At 58.7% G+C, this 17,785-nt stretch carries 17 protein-coding genes; 5 read left to right on the top strand and 12 right to left on the bottom strand.

Annotated features, from left to right (window positions below):
- The first annotated feature begins 42 nt into the window (after positions 1-42).
- From J3R80_RS14840 to J3R80_RS14850, 3 genes are read left to right on the top strand one after another with little or no spacing between them, the layout of a single operon-like run.
- Complete coding sequence (locus J3R80_RS14840) at positions 43-777, top strand: heme ABC transporter permease (RefSeq protein ID WP_275394573.1); 735 nt, start codon at positions 43-45, stop codon at positions 775-777.
- A complete protein-coding gene (ccmD, locus tag J3R80_RS14845) occupies positions 770-925 on the top strand; it encodes a heme exporter protein CcmD (protein ID WP_275394574.1) in 156 nt (51 codons plus the stop codon). The genes J3R80_RS14840 and ccmD overlap by 8 nt, the downstream gene beginning before the upstream one ends.
- Positions 918-1,487, top strand: coding sequence for a DsbE family thiol:disulfide interchange protein (locus J3R80_RS14850; RefSeq protein WP_275394576.1), 570 nt, complete (start codon positions 918-920; stop codon positions 1,485-1,487). Before ccmD ends, J3R80_RS14850 begins: the two co-directional genes overlap by 8 nt.
- A gap of 485 nt (positions 1,488-1,972) precedes the next feature.
- Here the strand turns inward: J3R80_RS14850 and acnA are convergent, their stop codons facing one another.
- Positions 1,973-4,723, bottom strand: a complete 2,751-nt coding sequence (gene acnA, locus J3R80_RS14855; RefSeq protein ID WP_275394577.1) for an aconitate hydratase AcnA — start codon at positions 4,721-4,723, stop codon at positions 1,973-1,975.
- Positions 4,724-4,953: 230 nt separating this feature from the next.
- Between acnA and J3R80_RS14860 the strand changes: the two genes are divergently transcribed.
- A complete protein-coding gene (locus J3R80_RS14860) occupies positions 4,954-5,688 on the top strand; it encodes a DUF1223 domain-containing protein (protein ID WP_275394579.1) in 735 nt (244 codons plus the stop codon).
- Positions 5,689-5,715: 27 nt separating this feature from the next.
- On the opposite strand, the gene J3R80_RS14865 is transcribed toward J3R80_RS14860, so the two are convergent.
- The 10 genes from J3R80_RS14865 to J3R80_RS14910 form a co-directional block, all read right to left on the bottom strand.
- Entirely contained in the window at positions 5,716-6,663 is a 948-nt protein-coding gene (locus J3R80_RS14865) for a lauroyl acyltransferase (protein WP_275394580.1), read from the bottom strand.
- A gap of 49 nt (positions 6,664-6,712) precedes the next feature.
- Positions 6,713-7,867: a FliG C-terminal domain-containing protein gene (locus J3R80_RS14870; RefSeq protein WP_275394582.1), complete on the bottom strand. Its 1,155-nt coding sequence runs from the start codon at positions 7,865-7,867 to the stop codon at positions 6,713-6,715.
- A gap of 34 nt (positions 7,868-7,901) precedes the next feature.
- Positions 7,902-8,063, bottom strand: coding sequence for a hypothetical protein (locus J3R80_RS14875; protein ID WP_275394583.1), 162 nt, complete (start codon positions 8,061-8,063; stop codon positions 7,902-7,904).
- Positions 8,064-8,139: 76 nt separating this feature from the next.
- The gene (gene purB / locus J3R80_RS14880) at positions 8,140-9,447 is read right to left on the bottom strand and encodes an adenylosuccinate lyase (protein WP_275394584.1); all 1,308 of its coding nucleotides are present in this window, start codon (positions 9,445-9,447) and stop codon (positions 8,140-8,142) included.
- A 142-nt stretch (positions 9,448-9,589) separates the two neighbouring features.
- Positions 9,590-9,997 (bottom strand): VOC family protein, encoded by a 408-nt coding sequence (locus J3R80_RS14885; protein ID WP_275394585.1) that lies wholly within the window; start codon positions 9,995-9,997, stop codon positions 9,590-9,592.
- A complete protein-coding gene (locus tag J3R80_RS14890) occupies positions 9,997-11,493 on the bottom strand; it encodes a replicative DNA helicase (RefSeq protein ID WP_275394586.1) in 1,497 nt (498 codons plus the stop codon). Before J3R80_RS14890 ends, J3R80_RS14885 begins: the two co-directional genes overlap by 1 nt.
- A 156-nt stretch (positions 11,494-11,649) precedes the next feature.
- Positions 11,650-12,330 carry an orotate phosphoribosyltransferase gene (locus J3R80_RS14895; protein ID WP_275394587.1) on the bottom strand — a complete coding sequence of 227 codons (681 nt, stop codon included), beginning with the start codon at positions 12,328-12,330 and terminating at the stop codon, positions 11,650-11,652.
- Between the two features lie 20 nt (positions 12,331-12,350).
- On the bottom strand, positions 12,351-13,391 hold the full coding sequence (gene pyrC, locus J3R80_RS14900; protein WP_275394588.1) for a dihydroorotase: 1,041 nt from the start codon (positions 13,389-13,391) through the stop codon (positions 12,351-12,353).
- A 125-nt stretch (positions 13,392-13,516) separates the two neighbouring features.
- Complete coding sequence (locus tag J3R80_RS14905; RefSeq protein WP_275394589.1) at positions 13,517-14,488, bottom strand: phosphoadenosine phosphosulfate reductase; 972 nt, start codon at positions 14,486-14,488, stop codon at positions 13,517-13,519.
- A 110-nt stretch (positions 14,489-14,598) separates the two neighbouring features.
- Positions 14,599-15,645 carry a glycosyltransferase family 2 protein gene (locus J3R80_RS14910; protein ID WP_275394590.1) on the bottom strand — a complete coding sequence of 349 codons (1,047 nt, stop codon included), beginning with the start codon at positions 15,643-15,645 and terminating at the stop codon, positions 14,599-14,601.
- 509 nt (positions 15,646-16,154) lie between these two features.
- Here J3R80_RS14910 and J3R80_RS14915 point away from each other — a divergent pair.
- Positions 16,155-17,114, top strand: a complete 960-nt coding sequence (locus tag J3R80_RS14915; RefSeq protein WP_275394591.1) for an XdhC family protein — start codon at positions 16,155-16,157, stop codon at positions 17,112-17,114.
- Between the two features lie 10 nt (positions 17,115-17,124).
- Here J3R80_RS14915 and J3R80_RS14920 read toward each other — a convergent pair whose 3' ends face one another.
- Positions 17,125-17,745, bottom strand: a complete 621-nt coding sequence (locus tag J3R80_RS14920; protein WP_275394592.1) for a TRIC cation channel family protein — start codon at positions 17,743-17,745, stop codon at positions 17,125-17,127.
- Positions 17,746-17,785 lie beyond the last annotated feature (40 nt).

Raw genomic sequence — 17,785 nt, forward strand, 5'->3', positions numbered from 1 at the left:
GCTATGCTTGCGCAAATCATAGCCACCGAATAGAGGAAGCAAATGTCACTTTGGGAATTCGCAAACCCCGTCAAGTTCATGGCGCTCAGCGGCAAGGTTTTGCCCTGGGTGATCGGGCTTGCTGCGCTGACGCTGATACCGGGTCTGATCTGGGGTTTCTTCTTCACGCCAGAGGCCACGAACTTCGGCAACTCGGTCAAGATCATCTATATCCACGTGCCGTCCGCGATGATGGCGATCAACATATGGGTGATGATGCTTGTCACGTCGCTGATATGGATCGTTCGCCGTCACCATGTTTCGGTGCGGGCCGCCAAGGCGGCCGCCCTGATCGGCGTGACCATGACGGTGATCGCCCTGATCACCGGCGCGATCTGGGGTGAACCGATGTGGGGCACCTATTGGGCATGGGATCCGCGCCTGACCAGCTTCCTGATCCTGTTCCTGTTCTATCTGGGTTACATGGCCCTGTGGGCCGCGATCGAGAACCCGGATACCGCCGCCGACCTGACATCGGTCCTGTGCATCGTCGGGTCGGTGTTTGCGCTGCTCAGCCGCTATGCGGTGAATTTCTGGAATCAGGGGCTGCATCAGGGGGCGTCATTGTCCATGGATCGGGAAGAGCATGTCGCCAATGTCTATTACCTGCCGCTGCTTCTGTGCATCGCCGGCTTCATCCTGCTGTTCGTGGCCCTTGTGTTGATCCGCACCCGGACCGAGCTGCGCCTTGTGCGCCTGCACCGTCTGGAAATTCGCGAAAGGATGAAAGATGCTTGATCTGGGCAAATATGCCGATGCGATCCTGTCGTCGTGGGGGATCACTCTCGCGCTTTTGATCGCACTGGTCCTTGTCACCTGGCGCCGTTCGGTCCAAGTGAAGAAAGCACTGCATGCGGCGGAAAAAAGGGCGTCCAAAGATGGCTGAAGATGACGTGGTCGTTGAAAAGAAAAAAGGTATCTCGTGGCTGATGATGTTGCCGCCCATCCTGTTTATCGGGCTGGCGGTCATGTTCATGTGGGGCATGAAACAGGACGACAGGAACGCCCTGCCGTCGACCCGTGAAGGTGGCATGGTGCCCGCGCTGCACCTGACCGCGTTCGAAGGGGCCGAAGGGTTCACCCAGGACGACCTGACCTCGGGCGGTGTGAAGCTGGTGAACTTCTGGGCCAGTTGGTGCGCCCCGTGCCGTGCGGAACACCCGCAGCTTGAAACACTGGCCGAAGAAGGTGTGGTGATCAATGGGATCAACTACAAAGACGATCCGGCCAATGCGCGCCGTTTTCTTACCCAACTGGGCGACCCGTTCGCCAAGCTGATGGCCGACGCGGACGGGCGCACCGGGCTTGAATGGGGGCTTTACGGCGTGCCGGAAACCTTCATCATTGCCGCCGACGGCACGGTCGTGAAACGCTTTGCCGGTCCAATCACCGAAAGCATTTTGGAAAGCGTGATCCGCCCCGCGATCGCAGACGCCGCCAGCCGTTAAAGCGTTTTACGAATAACCTGAATCACCGATTTCAAGAAACGCGCGCGACCTGTCAATGTTGTGCGCGTTTCGCCTTTAGCTGATGTCTCAGGTTAAAGGCGAAACGCTTTATCCGGCGGCGTTCAGCAGCAGGATGAACGCGCTGAAGGCGACTGTTTCCAGAAGTGGGAGCGGGAATTGGCGCAAGAAATTATACATGAAATAGACGGGTCCAATAGCGATCTAATATACGTTTCAAACCGGTCAGAGAAATATTCCGACCGTAAGGAACTCTAGCATTTTTTGGCTGGGCGAGACAATTCAATCTGCCGAAAAAAACCAGATGTTCTGCCATAAAACTATGTGACGTTTCTGGATCTGGATGTGTTTTCGATCACATCTATTGATGCTTTTCAGGTAATTGCTTCGGGATGCTCACTCAGATCAAGAACCCCAAAAAAACGCGCCCTGCAGAGGGCGCGTTTTGATTTGTTGATCAGGGTCGTTTACGACTTGGCCAGATTGCGCAGCACATAGTGCAGCACGCCGCCGTTTTCGACGTATTCGATCTCGACTTCGGTATCGATCCGGCACTTCAGTTCGATCGTTTTGGTCGACCCATCTGCGAATGTGATTTCGCACGGTACGTTCGACAGGGGTTTAAGATCCCCGGCCAACCCTTTGATCGACACGGTTTCATCGCCGGTCAGACCCAGTGATTTGCGCGTGTCACCGCCAGTGAACTCGAACGGGATCACGCCCATGCCAACCAGGTTCGAACGGTGAATACGCTCGAACGACTCGGCGATCACGGCCTTGACACCCAGAAGGCTGGTGCCCTTGGCCGCCCAGTCGCGCGACGAGCCTGCGCCATATTGTTCACCACCAAAGACGACCAGCGGGGTGCCGACGTCCTGATAGGCCATCGAGGCATCATAGATCGACGTCTGCTTGCCATCCGGGCCCTTGGTGTAGCCACCTTCAACACCTTCCAGCATTTCGTTCTTGATGCGGATATTGGCGAAGGTGCCGCGCATCATGACCTCGTGGTTGCCGCGACGCGAGCCGTAGGAGTTGAACTCGCGCGGGGCAACCTGGCGTTCGGTCAGATACTGACCGGCAGGCGATGTGACGGGGAACGACCCGGCGGGCGAGATGTGGTCCGTTGTGATCATGTCACCCAGCACCGCCAGCACTTTCGCGCCTTCGATATCCGAGATTACGCCTGCATCCTTGGACATGCCCTGGAAATAGGGCGGGTTCTGGATATAGGTCGACGTGGCGGGCCAATCATAGGTCTCAGCATCGGTTGTTTCGACCGCCTGCCATTTCTCGTCGCCTTTGAACACATCGGCATATTTCGACTGGAACGCGTCACGGGTAACGGTTTGTTCGACCAGTTCCGCGACTTCCTGTGTCGTCGGCCAGATGTCTTTCAGATAGACGTCATTGCCGTCCTTATCCTGTGCGATCGGATCGTTGGTGATGTCGATGTTCATGTCACCAGCAAGTGCATAGGCGACCACCAGGGGCGGTGATGCCAGATAGTTTGCACGCACATCAGGCGAGATGCGGCCTTCGAAGTTGCGGTTGCCCGACAGAACCGAAGTGGCGATCAGATCGTTCTCGGCAATGGCTTCCGACAGCTCTTTCTGGATCGGGCCGGAGTTGCCGATACAGGTGGTGCAGCCATAACCGACCAGGTTGAAACCGACGGCGTCCAGATCTTCCTGCAGGCCAGCGGCCTCAAGATAGGCGGACACCACCTGCGAGCCGGGGGCAAGCGAGGTTTTCACCCAAGGCTTGCGGTTCAGCCCCAGCGCGCGCGCCTTGCGTGCCACAAGACCGGCCCCGATCATCACATAAGGGTTCGACGTGTTGGTGCACGAGGTGATCGAAGCAATCACAACTGATCCGTCACGAAGCTTATAGTCTTCGCCTTCGACGGCACCCGATTTGCGTGGGTCGGCTGGCGCCTTGGGCGTCGGGCCTTCCGCCGCCATTTTGGCCGCTTCCGGGTCATCGTCGATACCGCGATATTCATTCACTACGTCAAGAAAGGCTTTCGCGGCCTGATCCAGCGGGGTGTAGTCCTGCGGACGTTTCGGACCCGAGATGGCGGGAACGATGGTGCCCATGTCCAGCGACAGCGTGTCCGTGTAGATGGGCGCATAGTCTTCGCCGCGCCAGAACCCGTTTTCCTTGGCATAGGCTTCAACCAGCGCAATGCGGTCTTCGTCACGGCCCGTGGTGCGCAGGTAACGCAGGGTTTCATTGTCGATCGGGAAGAAGCCACAGGTGGCACCGTATTCTGGTGCCATGTTGGCAATGGTCGCCCGGTCAGCCAGTGGCAGGCGATCCAGACCTTCGCCGTAGAATTCGACGAATTTGCCGACCACGCCCTTGGCGCGCAGCATTTCCACAACTTTCAGAACAAGGTCGGTGCCTGTGGTGCCTTCGACCATTTCGCCGGTCAGCTCAAAGCCAATCACCTCGGGGATCAACATCGAAATCGGCTGACCCAGCATCGCAGCTTCGGCTTCAATACCGCCAACACCCCAGCCCAGAACGGCCAGACCGTTCACCATGGTGGTGTGGCTGTCAGTGCCGACCAGTGTGTCAGGATAGGCAACCTGTTCGCCGTTCTGGTCTTCGTCGGTCCAGACAGTCTGGGCCAGATACTCAAGGTTCACCTGGTGACAGATGCCGGTGCCGGGGGGGACAACGCGGAAGTTGTTAAACGCCGACTGACCCCATTTCAGGAAGGTGTAGCGTTCAAGGTTGCGTTCATATTCGCGATCCACGTTCATCTGGAATGCGCGCGGGTTGCCAAACTCGTCGATCATGACCGAGTGGTCGATCACCAGATCAACCGGGTTCAGCGGGTTGATCATCTGGGCATCACCGCCCAGTGCCTTAATGCCGTCACGCATGGCGGCAAGGTCAACCACGGCCGGTACGCCGGTAAAGTCCTGCATCAGCACGCGGGCAGGGCGATAGGCGATCTCGCGCGGGTTTTTCCCGCCCTTGTCGGCCCATTCCGAGAAGGCTTTGATGTCGTCTACGCTGACGGTGCGGCCGCCGTCTTCAAAGCGCAGCATGTTTTCCAGAACGACTTTCAGCGCGGCGGGCAGGCGCGAGAAATTGCCAAGGCCAGCGGCTTCGGCAGCGGGGATCGAGTAATATGCGATGGTCGAGCCACCAGCCGTCAGCGACGTGCGCGTCTTGGCGGTGTCTGAACCTACGATAATGGTCATGGAATGGCTCCCTTATGGATAGGATACAGGGTTGGGCTGGCTTGCATTTGCCCTAAAAACAGGGGTCGACGCAAGGAGATTCCCGCGCTTTGTATACGATTGCACACCATAAATCGACCCAAATCCCAACCTATCAGCGAAAACTGTAACAAACCCCTCGCAAAACCTTGATTGGAAGCGACTTAGTGGGCGCGCTATCTAGAGGTTGACCCAAACGGAAAAGAAACGTGATGAGAGCAGTTCTGCCCCTGATCCTGATATGCGCCACCTGGTTTGGCGCCTCCCCCGCAAACGCTCAAGAGCGTCCGGTAACGGTTGTCGAACTGTTTACATCGCAGGGATGTTCATCTTGCCCGCCCGCTGATGCGCTGTTGGGGAAGCTGGCCGAATATGACGATATCCTGCCGTTGGCGCTGCACGTCGATTACTGGGACTACATTGGTTGGAAGGACACTTTTGCGCAGGCGGCGCATACGAAGCGGCAAAAGGCCTATGCCTATAGTTTCGGCACGCGGTCCATCTATACGCCGCAAATGGTGATCGGAGGGGTCGATCAGGCCGTGGGCAGCCATGTGGTCGAGGTGATGGACGTGATCCACCGCCATCAGGCCAAACCGCAGCAGGTGGCGTTGCAGACGATACGTGCCGATATTGCGGTTCCGCGGCTGCGGGTCGAACGTATGACTCACCGCGCGCTTCCAGCCCAGATGCTGGTCCAGATCGTGCGCTTTGTACCCAAAGCACATGTGGACATCAGCCGTGGCGAAAATGCCGGCCTGTCGATCACGTCGACCAATGTGGTCTTGGATATTCAGGGCTTTGGTGTCTGGGACGGTCAGGAAGCAGTTGAATTTGAACTTCCCAATCCCATCGCGGCGGAAGGACAATCTGCGGCGATCGTCCTGCAAGCCGCCAGAAAGGGCGGATATCCGGGCGAAATTCTGGCCGCAATCAAGCTGGATTAACCCGCGATAAGCGCCGACGGCGCGGATCTAGTCTGCCTCGGGCAATTGCCAGCGGTTATGGATCCACAGGAACTGATCCATGTGCTGACGCACCCGGGCCTCGAACCGATCATTGAATTCCTGCATCATGGTTTTCGCATCGCTGTGGGCGATGGGGTCTTCGACGATCACATCGAAATCGACGCCGTTTTCTTTGCGAATGGCAAACATCGGAATGAACAGCGTGTCGTATTTGAGCGCCATTTCCGCGACCGCCAGTGTGGTCATAGCAGGCTGACCAAAAAAGCTGAGCTTCTCGCCCTGATCTTCGCGCTGGTCCAGAAGGATTGCCAATAGCCCGCCCTGACGCAGATGCTTGACCATCTCGGCCATGCCTCGGCGGGATTGTTCAAATGCCTTTCCTTCGAATCCCTCCATCCGTGCCTTGTAACTTTCATTGAAATAGGCGTTGGACATCGGACGATAAAGTGCGCCGGTGTTAAAGCCCGCCTGAATGGTCACGGCTCGTGCGGCATCGTAATTGCCGAAATGCCCAGAGATCGCGATGATCGGCCGGCCCTCTGCCTTTGCCTGTTCCAGAGCATCCAATCCGGGACCAGACAGCTTGGTTGAATTCAACCGATCATAGAAGGTTTTGCCCGACCACATCTCGGCAAGGAAGCGTCCCGCATTGGTCAGGACGTCGCGCACCAAGCGGTCAACCTCAGCAGGTGAAAGGTCAGGACAGGCCAGTGTCAGGTTGTTGCGAATACGCTTGTCGTATCCGGCGATCGGACCGACGACATGTGCGGCCAGCCAGCCCACCGCCGGCAGGCGCCAGCGATACGGCAAAAGACGAGGCAGATTTAGTACGGCAGACAGCGCCACATGTGTCAGATAGGGGCCGACCCCCCGCTTTTCTTGCACCATCTCGCCTGTCTCCTGTCGCGCGGCGTCGAAAATCGGCGCGCGCTGCGTCTTTCGAAGCTCAGACATACAATCGGGGGCGGGGGCTCGCAAGCTCTTGCCGCACATGGATGGCCGGTCACTCGTCGTTTTCGTCTGCAATCAAAGTGATTTCGCCAGCCGTCTCCAGCAGGCGAATCTGTGTGGTGATGGTGGCCATTGCCGCTTCACCATCTTTCGGCTTCACATCGCCATGCTCGACCATCTCTTCCCTGATCTGTTCGGACATACGTTTTGAGATGGCCCCAAGGATGAATTCCGCGACCGGCTCCAGTTCACCAACGGCGGCGACCAAAGCTTTGACCAGAACGGCCTGATCCACATCCCGTGTGATTTTTGGTATGTCTGTTGGTGTGACACGAGCGGGTATGTCGGCAAAAGTGAAGATCGCCTTGCGAACGGCAGAGGCAAAGGCCGTGTCATCCTGATCCAGCCCGTCCAGCACATCGTCGCGGGTGGCGGCTGGCGAGGCATTGAGGATTGCGCCCACCCGTTCAACCGGCCCGTCATCGAAGGCTTTCGGCGCGCGCGTGCCCAGTTGATCCGCCAGTGATCTTCCGATCCGTTCGACCACGTCGGGGGCAATGGCGCTGGTTTGTGACACGGCATAGGCCACTTTGCGCGCGCGTGGGCCGGGCAGCTGGCCCAATAGATCCGCAGCCACCGATACTTTTAGTTTGGACAACAGAACCGCCGCAATTTCGGTGCTTTCTGTTTCAAGGATATTAAGCAGAAGGTCCGGCTCCAATCCTGCGATCATCGCCCAGGGATCACCTGTCAGCTTGACGCCCGCCATTTTTCGCATTCGGGCGGCGGTTGAGGGGCTGATCGCCCCGTCAAGGATCGACAACGTGCCTTCGATTCCACCCGGAAAAGCCAGCCCGATATCTTCGATCTCGTGCACGAACTCTTCAATGACGGATTTGAGCGTGGCGCGGTCGATATATCGCAGGTCGGACATCTGGCGGATCAATTCGGCCTGCAGCCCTTCGGGCAAATCCTGCAGCGATAACACGGCCCCTTCTGCCAGCAGCAGGCGCACGATGATCGCAGCTTTCTGTTTTCGCGATAAATACGTAGACACCGCCGATGCGTGGCCCGGCGCTGCAATCCCTTTCGAAGGGACAATTTCCTTCGGCGACACCTCGACACTTGTCGGCATGATGTCGGTATGGTCGATATCCAATGCGGTCAACGCGTGGCCTCGTTCCTCTGGTTTGTGCCAGATTGCCACGGTCGGGTTAAGGCGAGCTTACCGCCTCCGCGATTTAGCTGGAAACGGCGTCAACGCAGGCTTGCGTTGCGTCGTCCCAGGTTTGGCCAGTGTCGCAGCTTGCGGCCGTGTGCTTGCCACGTTCACAGCCCATCGCAACGGACAATGTTGGCAAAACAGTCAGCACAACTGCGCAGATTAGGGTTCTGAAGTGCATTGGGGCCTCCTTTCGGACGCCCCAGCATAGCATGAAACAAAGCTATTCCCAAATCGGGAAACGCGGTGCCATCGGCTTAGTCTTCGCCAAAGACCCGCTTGAAGATCGTGTCGACATGCTTGGTGTGATAGCCCATGTCGAATTTCTCGTTGATCGCGTCGGCACCAAGTGCCTCGACCACGGCCTCGTCCGCCAGCAGTAATTCACGGAAATCCAGACGTTCTTCCCAGACTTTCAGCGCATTACGCTGAACCATCGAATACGCGTCTTCGCGTGAAACGCCAGCTTGCGTCAGGGCGAGCAGAACGCGCTGCGACATGACCAGACCGGGGAATTTGTTCATGTTGTCCAGCATGTTGTCGGGGAAGATCAGCATCTTGTCGACAACGCCAGCCAGACGGTGCAGGGCGAAGTCCAGCGTGACGGTGGCGTCCGGGCCGATGCCGCGCTCGACCGAGGAATGCGAGATGTCACGTTCGTGCCAAAGCGCCACGTTTTCCATCGCGGGGATCACGGTCATGCGGACCAGACGGGCCAGACCCGTCAGGTTTTCGGTCAGAACCGGGTTCTTCTTGTGCGGCATCGCCGACGAGCCTTTCTGACCCATCGAGAAGAACTCGGCGCCTTCCAGAACCTCGGTGCGCTGCATGTGGCGGATTTCAACGGCAATGTTTTCAATCGACGAAGCGATGACGCCCAGCGTGGCGAAGAACATGGCGTGACGGTCACGCGGGATCACCTGCGTGCTGATCGGCTCGGGGCGCAGGCCCAGCTTCTTGCAGACGTGTTCTTCAACGGCCGGGTCGATATTGGCGAAAGTGCCAACCGCGCCCGAGATTGCGCCGGTGGCGACCTCCCAGCGGGCCTTTTCCAGACGGTTCTTGTTGCGGTCCATCTCGGCATAGAAGCGCGCGAAGGTCAGGCCCATCGTGGTGGGTTCGGCGTGGATGCCGTGGCTGCGGCCGACGCGAACGGTGTCCTTGTGCTCGAACGCGCGTTTTTTCAGGGCGGCCAGAACCTTGTTCATACCCTCCAGCAGCAGGTCGGCGGCGCGAACCAGCTGCACGTTCAGGCAGGTGTCCAGCACGTCGGACGAGGTCATGCCTTGATGGACAAAACGGGCTTCTTCCGAGCCCACATGTTCGGCCAGATGGGTCAGAAAAGCGATGACGTCATGCTTGGTGATGGCTTCGATCTCGTCAATGCGGGCCACGTCGAACTCGACGTCTTTGGCCTTCCACACGGCGTCCGCGTTTTCGCGCGGGATCACGCCCAAGTCGGCCATGGCGTCGCAGGCATGTGCCTCGATCTCGTACCAGATTTTGAACTTGGTTTCGGGCGACCAGATGGCGACCATATCGGGGCGGGCATAACGAGGGATCATCGGCAGACCTTTTTCGGTTTAGAGCAGTCGCCGCTTTCATAGACTGCCGCGTTGCAGCGAACAAGAGAAAGGGGCAGGGGCGTTGCCCCTCTGCGCATGCGCGCATTCACCCCAGGATATTTTTGGCCAGAAGAAGCCGGGGTCACTCGTAAATTTGGACGCCCTTTTCTGGGTGGGCACGGTAGTGGCCAAGGCGGGCAGCGAGATCACCGTCATGCAGTTCAATTTTGTGACCGTCCGGGTCGAGGAAATAGATAGATGCGCCTTCGGACGCGTTTTCTTGCCAAAGGGTCGTTGCATCGCTGATCCGGGAGGCAAGCGCGGGAAATTGATCTGGTTCGCAGGACAGGGCGATGTGGGAATAGTCTTCGCGTGGCGCAATCGGATCGTCGGACAGGGTGAGGCAAAGCCACAATTCACCCAGTTCCAGATAAGCCCCGCCTGACCAATCGGCGCGCAGACGTCCCCTTAGAATGTCGGTATAGAATTGAACGGACTGCGAAAGGTCAGACACCGCAAGGGTGATGTGGTTCACCCCCGTGATCGCCATCAGAACCCGCCATCTGACCCTTGTTGCCATTTCTGCACAAGGTTGCCAAAGCGGGTGAACTGGGCTTCGAAGGACAGCTCGACCGTACCGATCGGGCCGTGACGTTGCTTGCCGATGATAACCTCGGCCTTGCCGTGCAGGTTGGACATTTCGTCCTGCCAGGCGGCCATCTTGTCCAGCTCGTGATCACCGGGTTTTTCCCGTTCTTTATAGTATTCTTCCCGGAACACGAACATGACGACGTCGGCGTCCTGCTCGATCGAGCCGGATTCGCGCAGGTCGGACAGCTGCGGGCGTTTGTCGTCGCGGCTTTCCACCTGACGCGAGAGCTGGGACAAGGCGATGACGGGGATGTTCAGCTCTTTGGCGATGGCTTTCATGCCCATCGAAATCTCGGCAATCTCGTTCACCCGGTTTTCGGCGGTGCCGCGGCAAAGTTGCAGATAGTCGATGATCAGAAGGTCCAGCCCATGGGTGCGTTTCAGGCGCCGGGCGCGGGCGGCCAATTGGCTGATCGGAAGCGCAGGCGTGTCGTCGATGAACAGCGGGCAGCTTTCCAAATCTTTTGCGGCGTCGACAAAGCGGCGAAACTCGCCTTCGTCCATGTCGCCCTGGCGGATCTTGTGGGACGAGATTTCTGACGCTTCGGCCAGAATACGGCCAGCCAACTGTTCTGCCGACATCTCAAGCGAGAAGAACCCGACAACTCCGCCGTCGATTGCGCCTTCGCTGCCATCAGGGCGCGTGCCTTTCTTATAGGCTTTGGCGACGTTGAAGGCGATGTTGGTGGCGAGCGAGGTCTTCCCCATTGACGGGCGCCCCGCAAGGATCAGCAAGTCAGACGGGTGTAGCCCCCCCAGTTTGTTGTCGAGGTCCGCGAGCCCGGTGGATACGCCCGCCAACCCCCCTTCACGCTGATAGGCCGCGTTGGCGACCTGCACCGCATCGGTCACGGCTTTCAGGAAACTCTGAAACCCGCTGTCGGTCTGCCCGGCTTCGCCCAGCTTATAAAGCGCCTGTTCGGCCTCGACGATCTGTTCTTTCGGCTCGGACGAGATGTCGACCTTTTGTGCCTTGGACGAAATGTCCTGACCGAGCTGGATCAACTCGCGCCGAATGGCGAGGTCGTAGATCATCTGGGCGTAGTCACGCGCAGCAAAGCTGGAAATTGCTGCCCCTGCCAGACGCGCCAAATAGGCGGGGCCGCCAAGTTCTTTCAGCCCCTCGTCATCTTCCATGAATGCTTTCAGCGTCACGGGGCTGGCCAGCGCGTTTTTCGAAATCCGGCTGGCGGCGATTTCCCAGATACGGGCGTGCACGGGTTCATAGAAATGACCCGCGTTGATGATCGAGGCGACCCGGTCATAGACGTCATTATTCGTCAGGATTGCGCCCAGAAGCTGCTGTTCGGCTTCGATGTGATGGGGCAGGGAGTCCTGCACACCTTCGGCACCGTCCGATTGTGCGCCCTGCGGAATACTGCTGATCTCGTTCATGACTGCCTGCCCCTTTTGGGGAGTGTTTAGCGCCTTGGGCGGGGCCAAGGCAAAATGTATGTTTTTGTGGCTATCGTGTGGATAAGTCGAAGACCACACGGGATACTACCAGATTTGGTGGTATCCCGCAAAATGGTACCTATAGATGGTGGGGCGTCAGCCCTGCATACGCGCTTTTTGCCAGGCGCGGGGATCCTTCAGGAAGCGTTCCACCTCGTCCAATGTTTCGGTCGAAAACGCGCCCTGAGCTTTGGCTTCGGCCAGAACATCCCACCATGTGCACAGGTGGATCAGTTGAACGCCATGATCGGACAGGGTTTTTTCGGTCTCGGGGAAGATGTCGTAATAAAAGATCACGGCGGTTGCCCCACAGGTCGCGCCGGTGTCACGAATCGCGTCGACGAAGCTGAGCTTGGATCCGCCATCGGTGGTCAGGTCTTCGACCAGCAGCACCCGCTGGCCTTCGCTCATCGCGCCTTCGATGCGGGCATTGCGGCCATACCCCTTCGGCTTCTTGCGGACATAGGTCATGGGCAGGGCCAGACGCTCGGCGACCATGGCGGCAAAGGGGATGCCGGCCGTTTCGCCGCCCGCGATGTTGTCAAACGCCTCAAAACCCGCTTCGCGCATGATTTCGACCGCCATGAAATCCATCAGGGTCGATCGGATGCGCGGGAAGCTGATCAGCTTGCGGCAGTCGATATAGGATGGGCTGGGCAGGCCCGAGGCGAGCGTGTACGGCTCGTCCGTGTTGAAGTTCACAGCCTTGATTTCCAGAAGCATCCGCGCGGTCAGGCGGGCAATTTCATCCTTGGTGGGGAAGGTCGAAGGGATCATGGGCAGCGTCCTTGTTCTTGTTATGCGTCAACCCGCCAATGCAGCGGAAAGCCGGGGTCGAAGGTGGTGACAGTATGTTCGCCTGCCTGCAATGTCGCAGGATAGGTGATTGGGTCGCCCTTGGTGAGCGTGATCGTGTCCTGGTTCACCGGGAGGCCATAGAAAGCGGGACCGTGCAGCGAGGTGAAGCCTTCCAGCTTGTCCAGCGCGCCGTCGGCCTCGAATGTTTCGGCAAGGATCGACAGGGCGTTCGGCGCGGTGAAGCAGCCCGCCGAGCAGCATTCGCTTTCCTTGGCGTGGGTGGGGTGTGGTGCACTGTCCGTCCCAAGGAAATAGCGCGGATCGCCCGATGTGGCTGCCGCCATCAGCGCCTCGCGGTGTTCGCCGCGCTTCAGGATCGGCAGGCAATAATAATGCGGGCGCATCCCGCCGACCAGCATGTCATTGCGGTCAAGGATCAGGTGCTGGACGGTGATGGTCGCGCCCAATTTAGTCTCGTTCGCTTTGACGTAATCGGCGCCGTCCTTGGTGGTGATGTGCTCCATCACCACACGCAGCTCGGGCGTGGCGCGGCGGATCGGGTCCAGCACGCGGTCGATGAACACAGCCTCGCGGTCGAAAATGTCGATGTCACGGTCGGTGACTTCGCCGTGGACACAGAGGGGGCAGCCGATCTCGGCCATCTTTTCCAGCACAGGGCGCACCTTGTCGAAATCCTGCACGCCGCTGGAAGAGTTCGTCGTGGCCCCCGCCGGATACAGTTTCACCGAAGTGATCAGGCCCGATGCGTGGGCGGCGGCCAGATCTTCGGGGTCCGTGTCCTCGGTCAGATAGAGCGTCATCAGGGGTTGGAACGACATGCCATCGGGCAGGGCTGCCATGATACGCTCACGATACGCCTTCGCGTCGGCACTGGTCACAACCGGGGGCACAAGGTTGGGCATGATAATGGCACGGGCAAAATGGCGCGCGGTTTCGGGCAGGACGGTTTTCAACATCTCGCCGTCGCGCAGATGAAGGTGCCAGTCGTCGGGGCGGCGGATCGTAAGTGTCTGGGTCATCGGCACAGGGCATAACGCAGCATCGGACATGGTGCCAGATGATTCGGATGAAACCTGTTCGCTAATCGACGACGCGACGCGCAAAGCTGCGCGAGAACGGCTGCACGCGGATCGCTGCGCCGTGTCTAGCTTGTTAACGAACCCTCAGCCAATGCTTGCTCGGCACGCTCCAGCGCTTGTTGAAACCTTGGGGCGTGTTGGCCCGAGGACACGAACGCCGCCAACCATTTGACCAACAGCGGCTTGCCCCGTGCCTCGACCGATGCCAGCAATCTGCGCAGGTAGGGGCGGTACAGCCGTCGGACCCGCAATGCGTGATAACAGCCCACCGACGTAATCGTATCCTGCGCGGCGTGCTCGATCAGGTCCTGCAGGACACCCATGTCAAACAACGCTTGCGGCAGTGTGCTGCCAAAATGACGACAGTGGATGGGGTGAATATGTGCGCCGGTGAACATCGCCGCGTGGACGGTGTCCTCGGTGATTGCTGGGTCGAAAAACAGGAATACACCGCGTGCCATTTCGACCATCTCGGGGGCGTAGTGATAGCGGTTTGTGAAGTCGCGCCGTCGCGCTTTGGGGAAACGGCGGTCAAACTCGGCGCGGCTCGGGTCAAGGGTGGCCTGCGGTTGGACCGCGATCACCATAACCTCGGGTGCCACAACAGAAAACGCGGCCGCCGCATAGCCGCACATGCCCGCACCGTAAAAGATCACCTTGTCGAACTCTTCAAAGAATCCATCTTCGATCAGGCGGTCGAAATATCCGTAAACGGCGCGGTCACGGAACCAGCTGTCCGTATGCGCCAGAATACACAGGTTGGACCAGCCGTTTTGCCGCACGAGCGACCAGCCCAGCGGTTCCTGCAGGGGCGAGGTGTCGCGGACATCGCGGACCGTTTCAAACGTGACCAGAAGCGTCCGCCCCTCGTCTGTCAGGATTGCCGAGTGTTCCGCCCCGAGCGGTTCGAAATATCCCCGTTCGTCCCCAATCTCTTCAAGCTGTGAAAGCCATGCGTCATCAGGCATGCCGACACGATCGGCTTTTGAATTACCCGCTGACAGGTCATCCTGCATCACACACACCTCGGTACTCATTGCTCCATCCACTGTTGTCTTTCAGTGCGAAAGCGGGCGGATTTTGGCGCGGAATGCGGCAATAAAGGGGAGAGTGGTAAAGAGATCAGTCTATTGTTTCCGGGTGGATTTTAATCGTCCGCAACACGTGAGATTTGCGCGAAATTGTATATTCTTTGCGCATCATCCAAGGGGATCGGACGGGCAGGTGGGGTCATCAAAAGCCGCCCGAAAAGGGCGCGGTTTGGTTCGTCCTGCATGAGGTCACGAAAGCGCTGTTTGCGCCACTTGACCGCCGCGTAATGAAGGTCTGCCACTTTCGGGTCCGACATGAATTCCGCAATCAGGGCTTGGCGCGGGGCTTCCGTCTGCCGGATCGAAGAATCTTCGACCTCGCACCAGTTTCGCTCGCACCAGTAATCCATTCCGATGGGGCTGTCTGACCGGTTCACGCGTCCCCGATCAGATTTCAGAATGAAGCTCTCCATCGCGCCCAGTGGATAATGGTTCAGTTGGACCAATCCATAATTTGGCTGATTGAAGGCCGAGAAGATCCGGCTGCGTTGAAATTTGTCATCCAGTTCGCGGCCGCTTCCGTCGTACCATCGCGTGGTCTCGGCGACCCCGTCGACCGGAGACCGGGGACGGTGAACCCCGAGTTTTCGATACGCCCCGCGATTGCGATAGAGCGTTTTGAACAGGAACGCCCGCCACGGCCAGGTCATCACCTCGGGCGCAGCACGGGTGAACTGCCGGGTAATGGGTTGATCGAGATAATCGGTCACTCCGTCGTTGCCGAACAGGCGCCAGGTCATGGTGATCGCGTCGGCATCAGGCAGGGCGGTGAAAAGGGCCGGCAGCGTATTGTCCCCGGTGTGGATGTTTACGAACTCGTCCACATCCAGCGTCATCAACCAATCCGCCTTGCGCACAAGCGGGTGTTTGTCGGCGATCTTGAACCCGGTCCATTGGATGCCGCCCTGATCATAAGGACCGTCGTTGCGCAGATGAGTCAGATGGCCCAGATCTTGCAAACGGTCGAGCATCACATCCGTCCCATCCTCGCACCCGTTTGACAGGACCAGAAAATCGGTGAAGCCAATCGCCTTGTGATGCGCGAGCCATTCCAGCAGAAAGGCGGCTTCATTTTTCACACATGTGACGGCCGTGATACGCATTACGGCGTCACATCCGGGTGTGTCTGGGTGCAAAACTGGCATGGGTTATTGTTCGGTAACATATGCTTAGCTGCTCACATTTTGTGCCATGCCGGTCTGTGGCCGACTTTGGCAGACGCGGCAAAACCCGTCAACGGCGCGCACGTTGCCGCCGGTGACACGCTATCGCGATGATAGAGTTTACGTTACGACAAGCCTTATTTTCTTGCCTCCATCAAGATGCGGGTGTCATTAAACGTCGATTCCGTTTCGTGGATCATCCAGATTCGCCGTTTTTCAAACGACGAATGGTGATGGACCCAAGTTGGGATCGGGAAGCGATGTGGCTGCTTGCGCTACGGATGCAAACCAAAATTGTGAAGTAAATGGTATACTCCATAATGGGCCGCCTGATCTGTCGGGCGGCCCGTTTACGTTTTGCGGTTGAAACCCTGTGACAAGCCGGTGACAGTCCACATTCGGATACAAGGAATGGATCGGCCGCAGTGACAGGGTTCAGAACAATCCCGATGACCGCACTGCACTGGCTGCGCGACGGCAAGCGCGTGGCAATCGCGACGGTTGTCGAGACATGGGGCAGCGCCCCAAGCCCGGCGGGCAGCCAGATGGTCGTCGCAGAGTGTGGGGCGATCGAGGGATCGGTCTCGGGCGGTTGCGTCGAAGGCGCGGTCGTGGCCGAGGCGCTTGAGGTGATCAGCACCCGCGTGCCGCGCCTATTGACCTATGGTGTGGCGGATGTGGATGCGTTCAATGCCGGGTTGGCCTGCGGTGGCACGATCCGCATTCTGGTCGAACCGGTTGCGGTCGGGGCACATGAAGAAGCGGCCATGCCCGTCACGATGTTGGAACAGATCATTCGAAAGCAGGCCGCGCGTGTACCGATTGCCTATCAGGTGGACCTGAACACGTGGGCGCGACACATTTTGGCGCCAGACGAAAACCCAAAGCCGGTGAACGCGCCGAGGACCGATGTCGATGGCGATCTGTTCACGCTTCAGTTCATCCCGCCGCCCCGGGTGATCATCGTCGGCGCGGTGCATATCGCGCAGGTGTTGGCCCCAATGGCCACTGCAACCGGGTTTGAGCCTGTTGTCACCGATCCGCGCAGCAGCTTTGCAACGCCCGCGCGGTTTCCCGGTCTGCGCGTGGTTTGCGAGGATACGGACGAAGCCCTTGCACAGATTGGGGTGGATGCCCAAACAGCGATCATAACATTGGGCCACGATCCCAAGATCGACGACCCTGCAATCCTGGAAGGGCTGGCGAAGGGGGCGTTCTATATCGGCTGCCTTGGATCGCGCCGCACCCATGCCGCGCGGCTGGATCGGCTGCACGCCATGGGCTTGCCCCAAGAGGCATTGGCGCGTCTGCATGGCCCCGTCGGGTTGGACATCGGGGCCAAAGGTCCGGCCGAAATCGCGGTGTCGATTCTGTCGCAATTGGTTGCCGCACGTCGGGGCAGGCTTTAGCCGCGCTGGGCTACACGCTGTCGCGCGGTGGTTTGATGCGCAGGACCAAAAGGCGTGCGATCAGGATCGTCGCAAAGCCAAGGCCGGCTGCCAAAGTCTCGCCCAGATAGGTCAGCATCGCCAGATAAACCGCGCCGCCCACAAGGGATAGCGTGGCATAAAGATCCTCTTTCAAAAGGCTGGGGGTCATGTTGCACAGAAGATCACGGATCATGCCGCCTGCCGTTCCGGTCACGCAGCCAATCACGATCGCAAGGATTGGAGAAACCCCTGCATCCAGCGCCACCTGAACGCCGGTCAGGGTGAACAGTGCCAACCCAATCGCATCCAGCTGCATAAGCACCTTTAGCCTGCGTCCGTTGCCCGAAGACATACGCGTCGCAAGGGCGAAACTGATCAGCGCCACCGGCACTGCAACGGCAAGATAGCGGGCATCGTTGATCCAGAACACCGGCGTTAGCCCCAGAAACAGATCGCGTAACGTGCCGCCTCCCATAGACGTGGCGATTGCCAGAACGGTTGCACCGAAAAGGTCCATGTGAACCCGGTGCGCCTGTATCGCAGCCGACGCCGCCATGACAGCGGTCGCCAGAAGCGACAGGGGGACGAACAGAAAAGACAATGTTTCCATGGGGGCACCACTCTGGTTCGGTAAGATCGACAGGAAATTA

Origin of the sequence: Aliiroseovarius sp. Z3, from assembly GCF_029105185.1 — a bacterium.
In the GTDB taxonomy this organism is placed as follows: domain Bacteria; phylum Pseudomonadota; class Alphaproteobacteria; order Rhodobacterales; family Rhodobacteraceae; genus Aliiroseovarius.

Coding starts and splice junctions, on each gene's coding strand:
- J3R80_RS14915 (WP_275394591.1), top strand. CDS start 16,155: ATGACCGCACTGCACTGGCTGCGCGACGGCAAGCGCGTGGCAATCGCG.
- ccmD (WP_275394574.1), top strand. CDS start 770: ATGCTTGATCTGGGCAAATATGCCGATGCGATCCTGTCGTCGTGGGGG.
- J3R80_RS14850 (WP_275394576.1), top strand. CDS start 918: ATGGCTGAAGATGACGTGGTCGTTGAAAAGAAAAAAGGTATCTCGTGG.
- purB (WP_275394584.1), bottom strand. CDS start 9,447: ATGATCCCTCGTTATGCCCGCCCCGATATGGTCGCCATCTGGTCGCCC.
- pyrC (WP_275394588.1), bottom strand. CDS start 13,391: ATGACCCAGACACTTACGATCCGCCGCCCCGACGACTGGCACCTTCAT.
- J3R80_RS14885 (WP_275394585.1), bottom strand. CDS start 9,997: ATGGCGATCACGGGGGTGAACCACATCACCCTTGCGGTGTCTGACCTT.
- J3R80_RS14905 (WP_275394589.1), bottom strand. CDS start 14,488: ATGAGTACCGAGGTGTGTGTGATGCAGGATGACCTGTCAGCGGGTAAT.
- acnA (WP_275394577.1), bottom strand. CDS start 4,723: ATGACCATTATCGTAGGTTCAGACACCGCCAAGACGCGCACGTCGCTG.
- J3R80_RS14895 (WP_275394587.1), bottom strand. CDS start 12,330: ATGATCCCTTCGACCTTCCCCACCAAGGATGAAATTGCCCGCCTGACC.
- J3R80_RS14860 (WP_275394579.1), top strand. CDS start 4,954: ATGAGAGCAGTTCTGCCCCTGATCCTGATATGCGCCACCTGGTTTGGC.
- J3R80_RS14865 (WP_275394580.1), bottom strand. CDS start 6,663: ATGTCTGAGCTTCGAAAGACGCAGCGCGCGCCGATTTTCGACGCCGCG.
- J3R80_RS14840 (WP_275394573.1), top strand. CDS start 43: ATGTCACTTTGGGAATTCGCAAACCCCGTCAAGTTCATGGCGCTCAGC.
- J3R80_RS14875 (WP_275394583.1), bottom strand. CDS start 8,063: ATGCACTTCAGAACCCTAATCTGCGCAGTTGTGCTGACTGTTTTGCCA.
- J3R80_RS14920 (WP_275394592.1), bottom strand. CDS start 17,745: ATGGAAACATTGTCTTTTCTGTTCGTCCCCCTGTCGCTTCTGGCGACC.
- J3R80_RS14890 (WP_275394586.1), bottom strand. CDS start 11,493: ATGAACGAGATCAGCAGTATTCCGCAGGGCGCACAATCGGACGGTGCC.
- J3R80_RS14910 (WP_275394590.1), bottom strand. CDS start 15,645: ATGCGTATCACGGCCGTCACATGTGTGAAAAATGAAGCCGCCTTTCTG.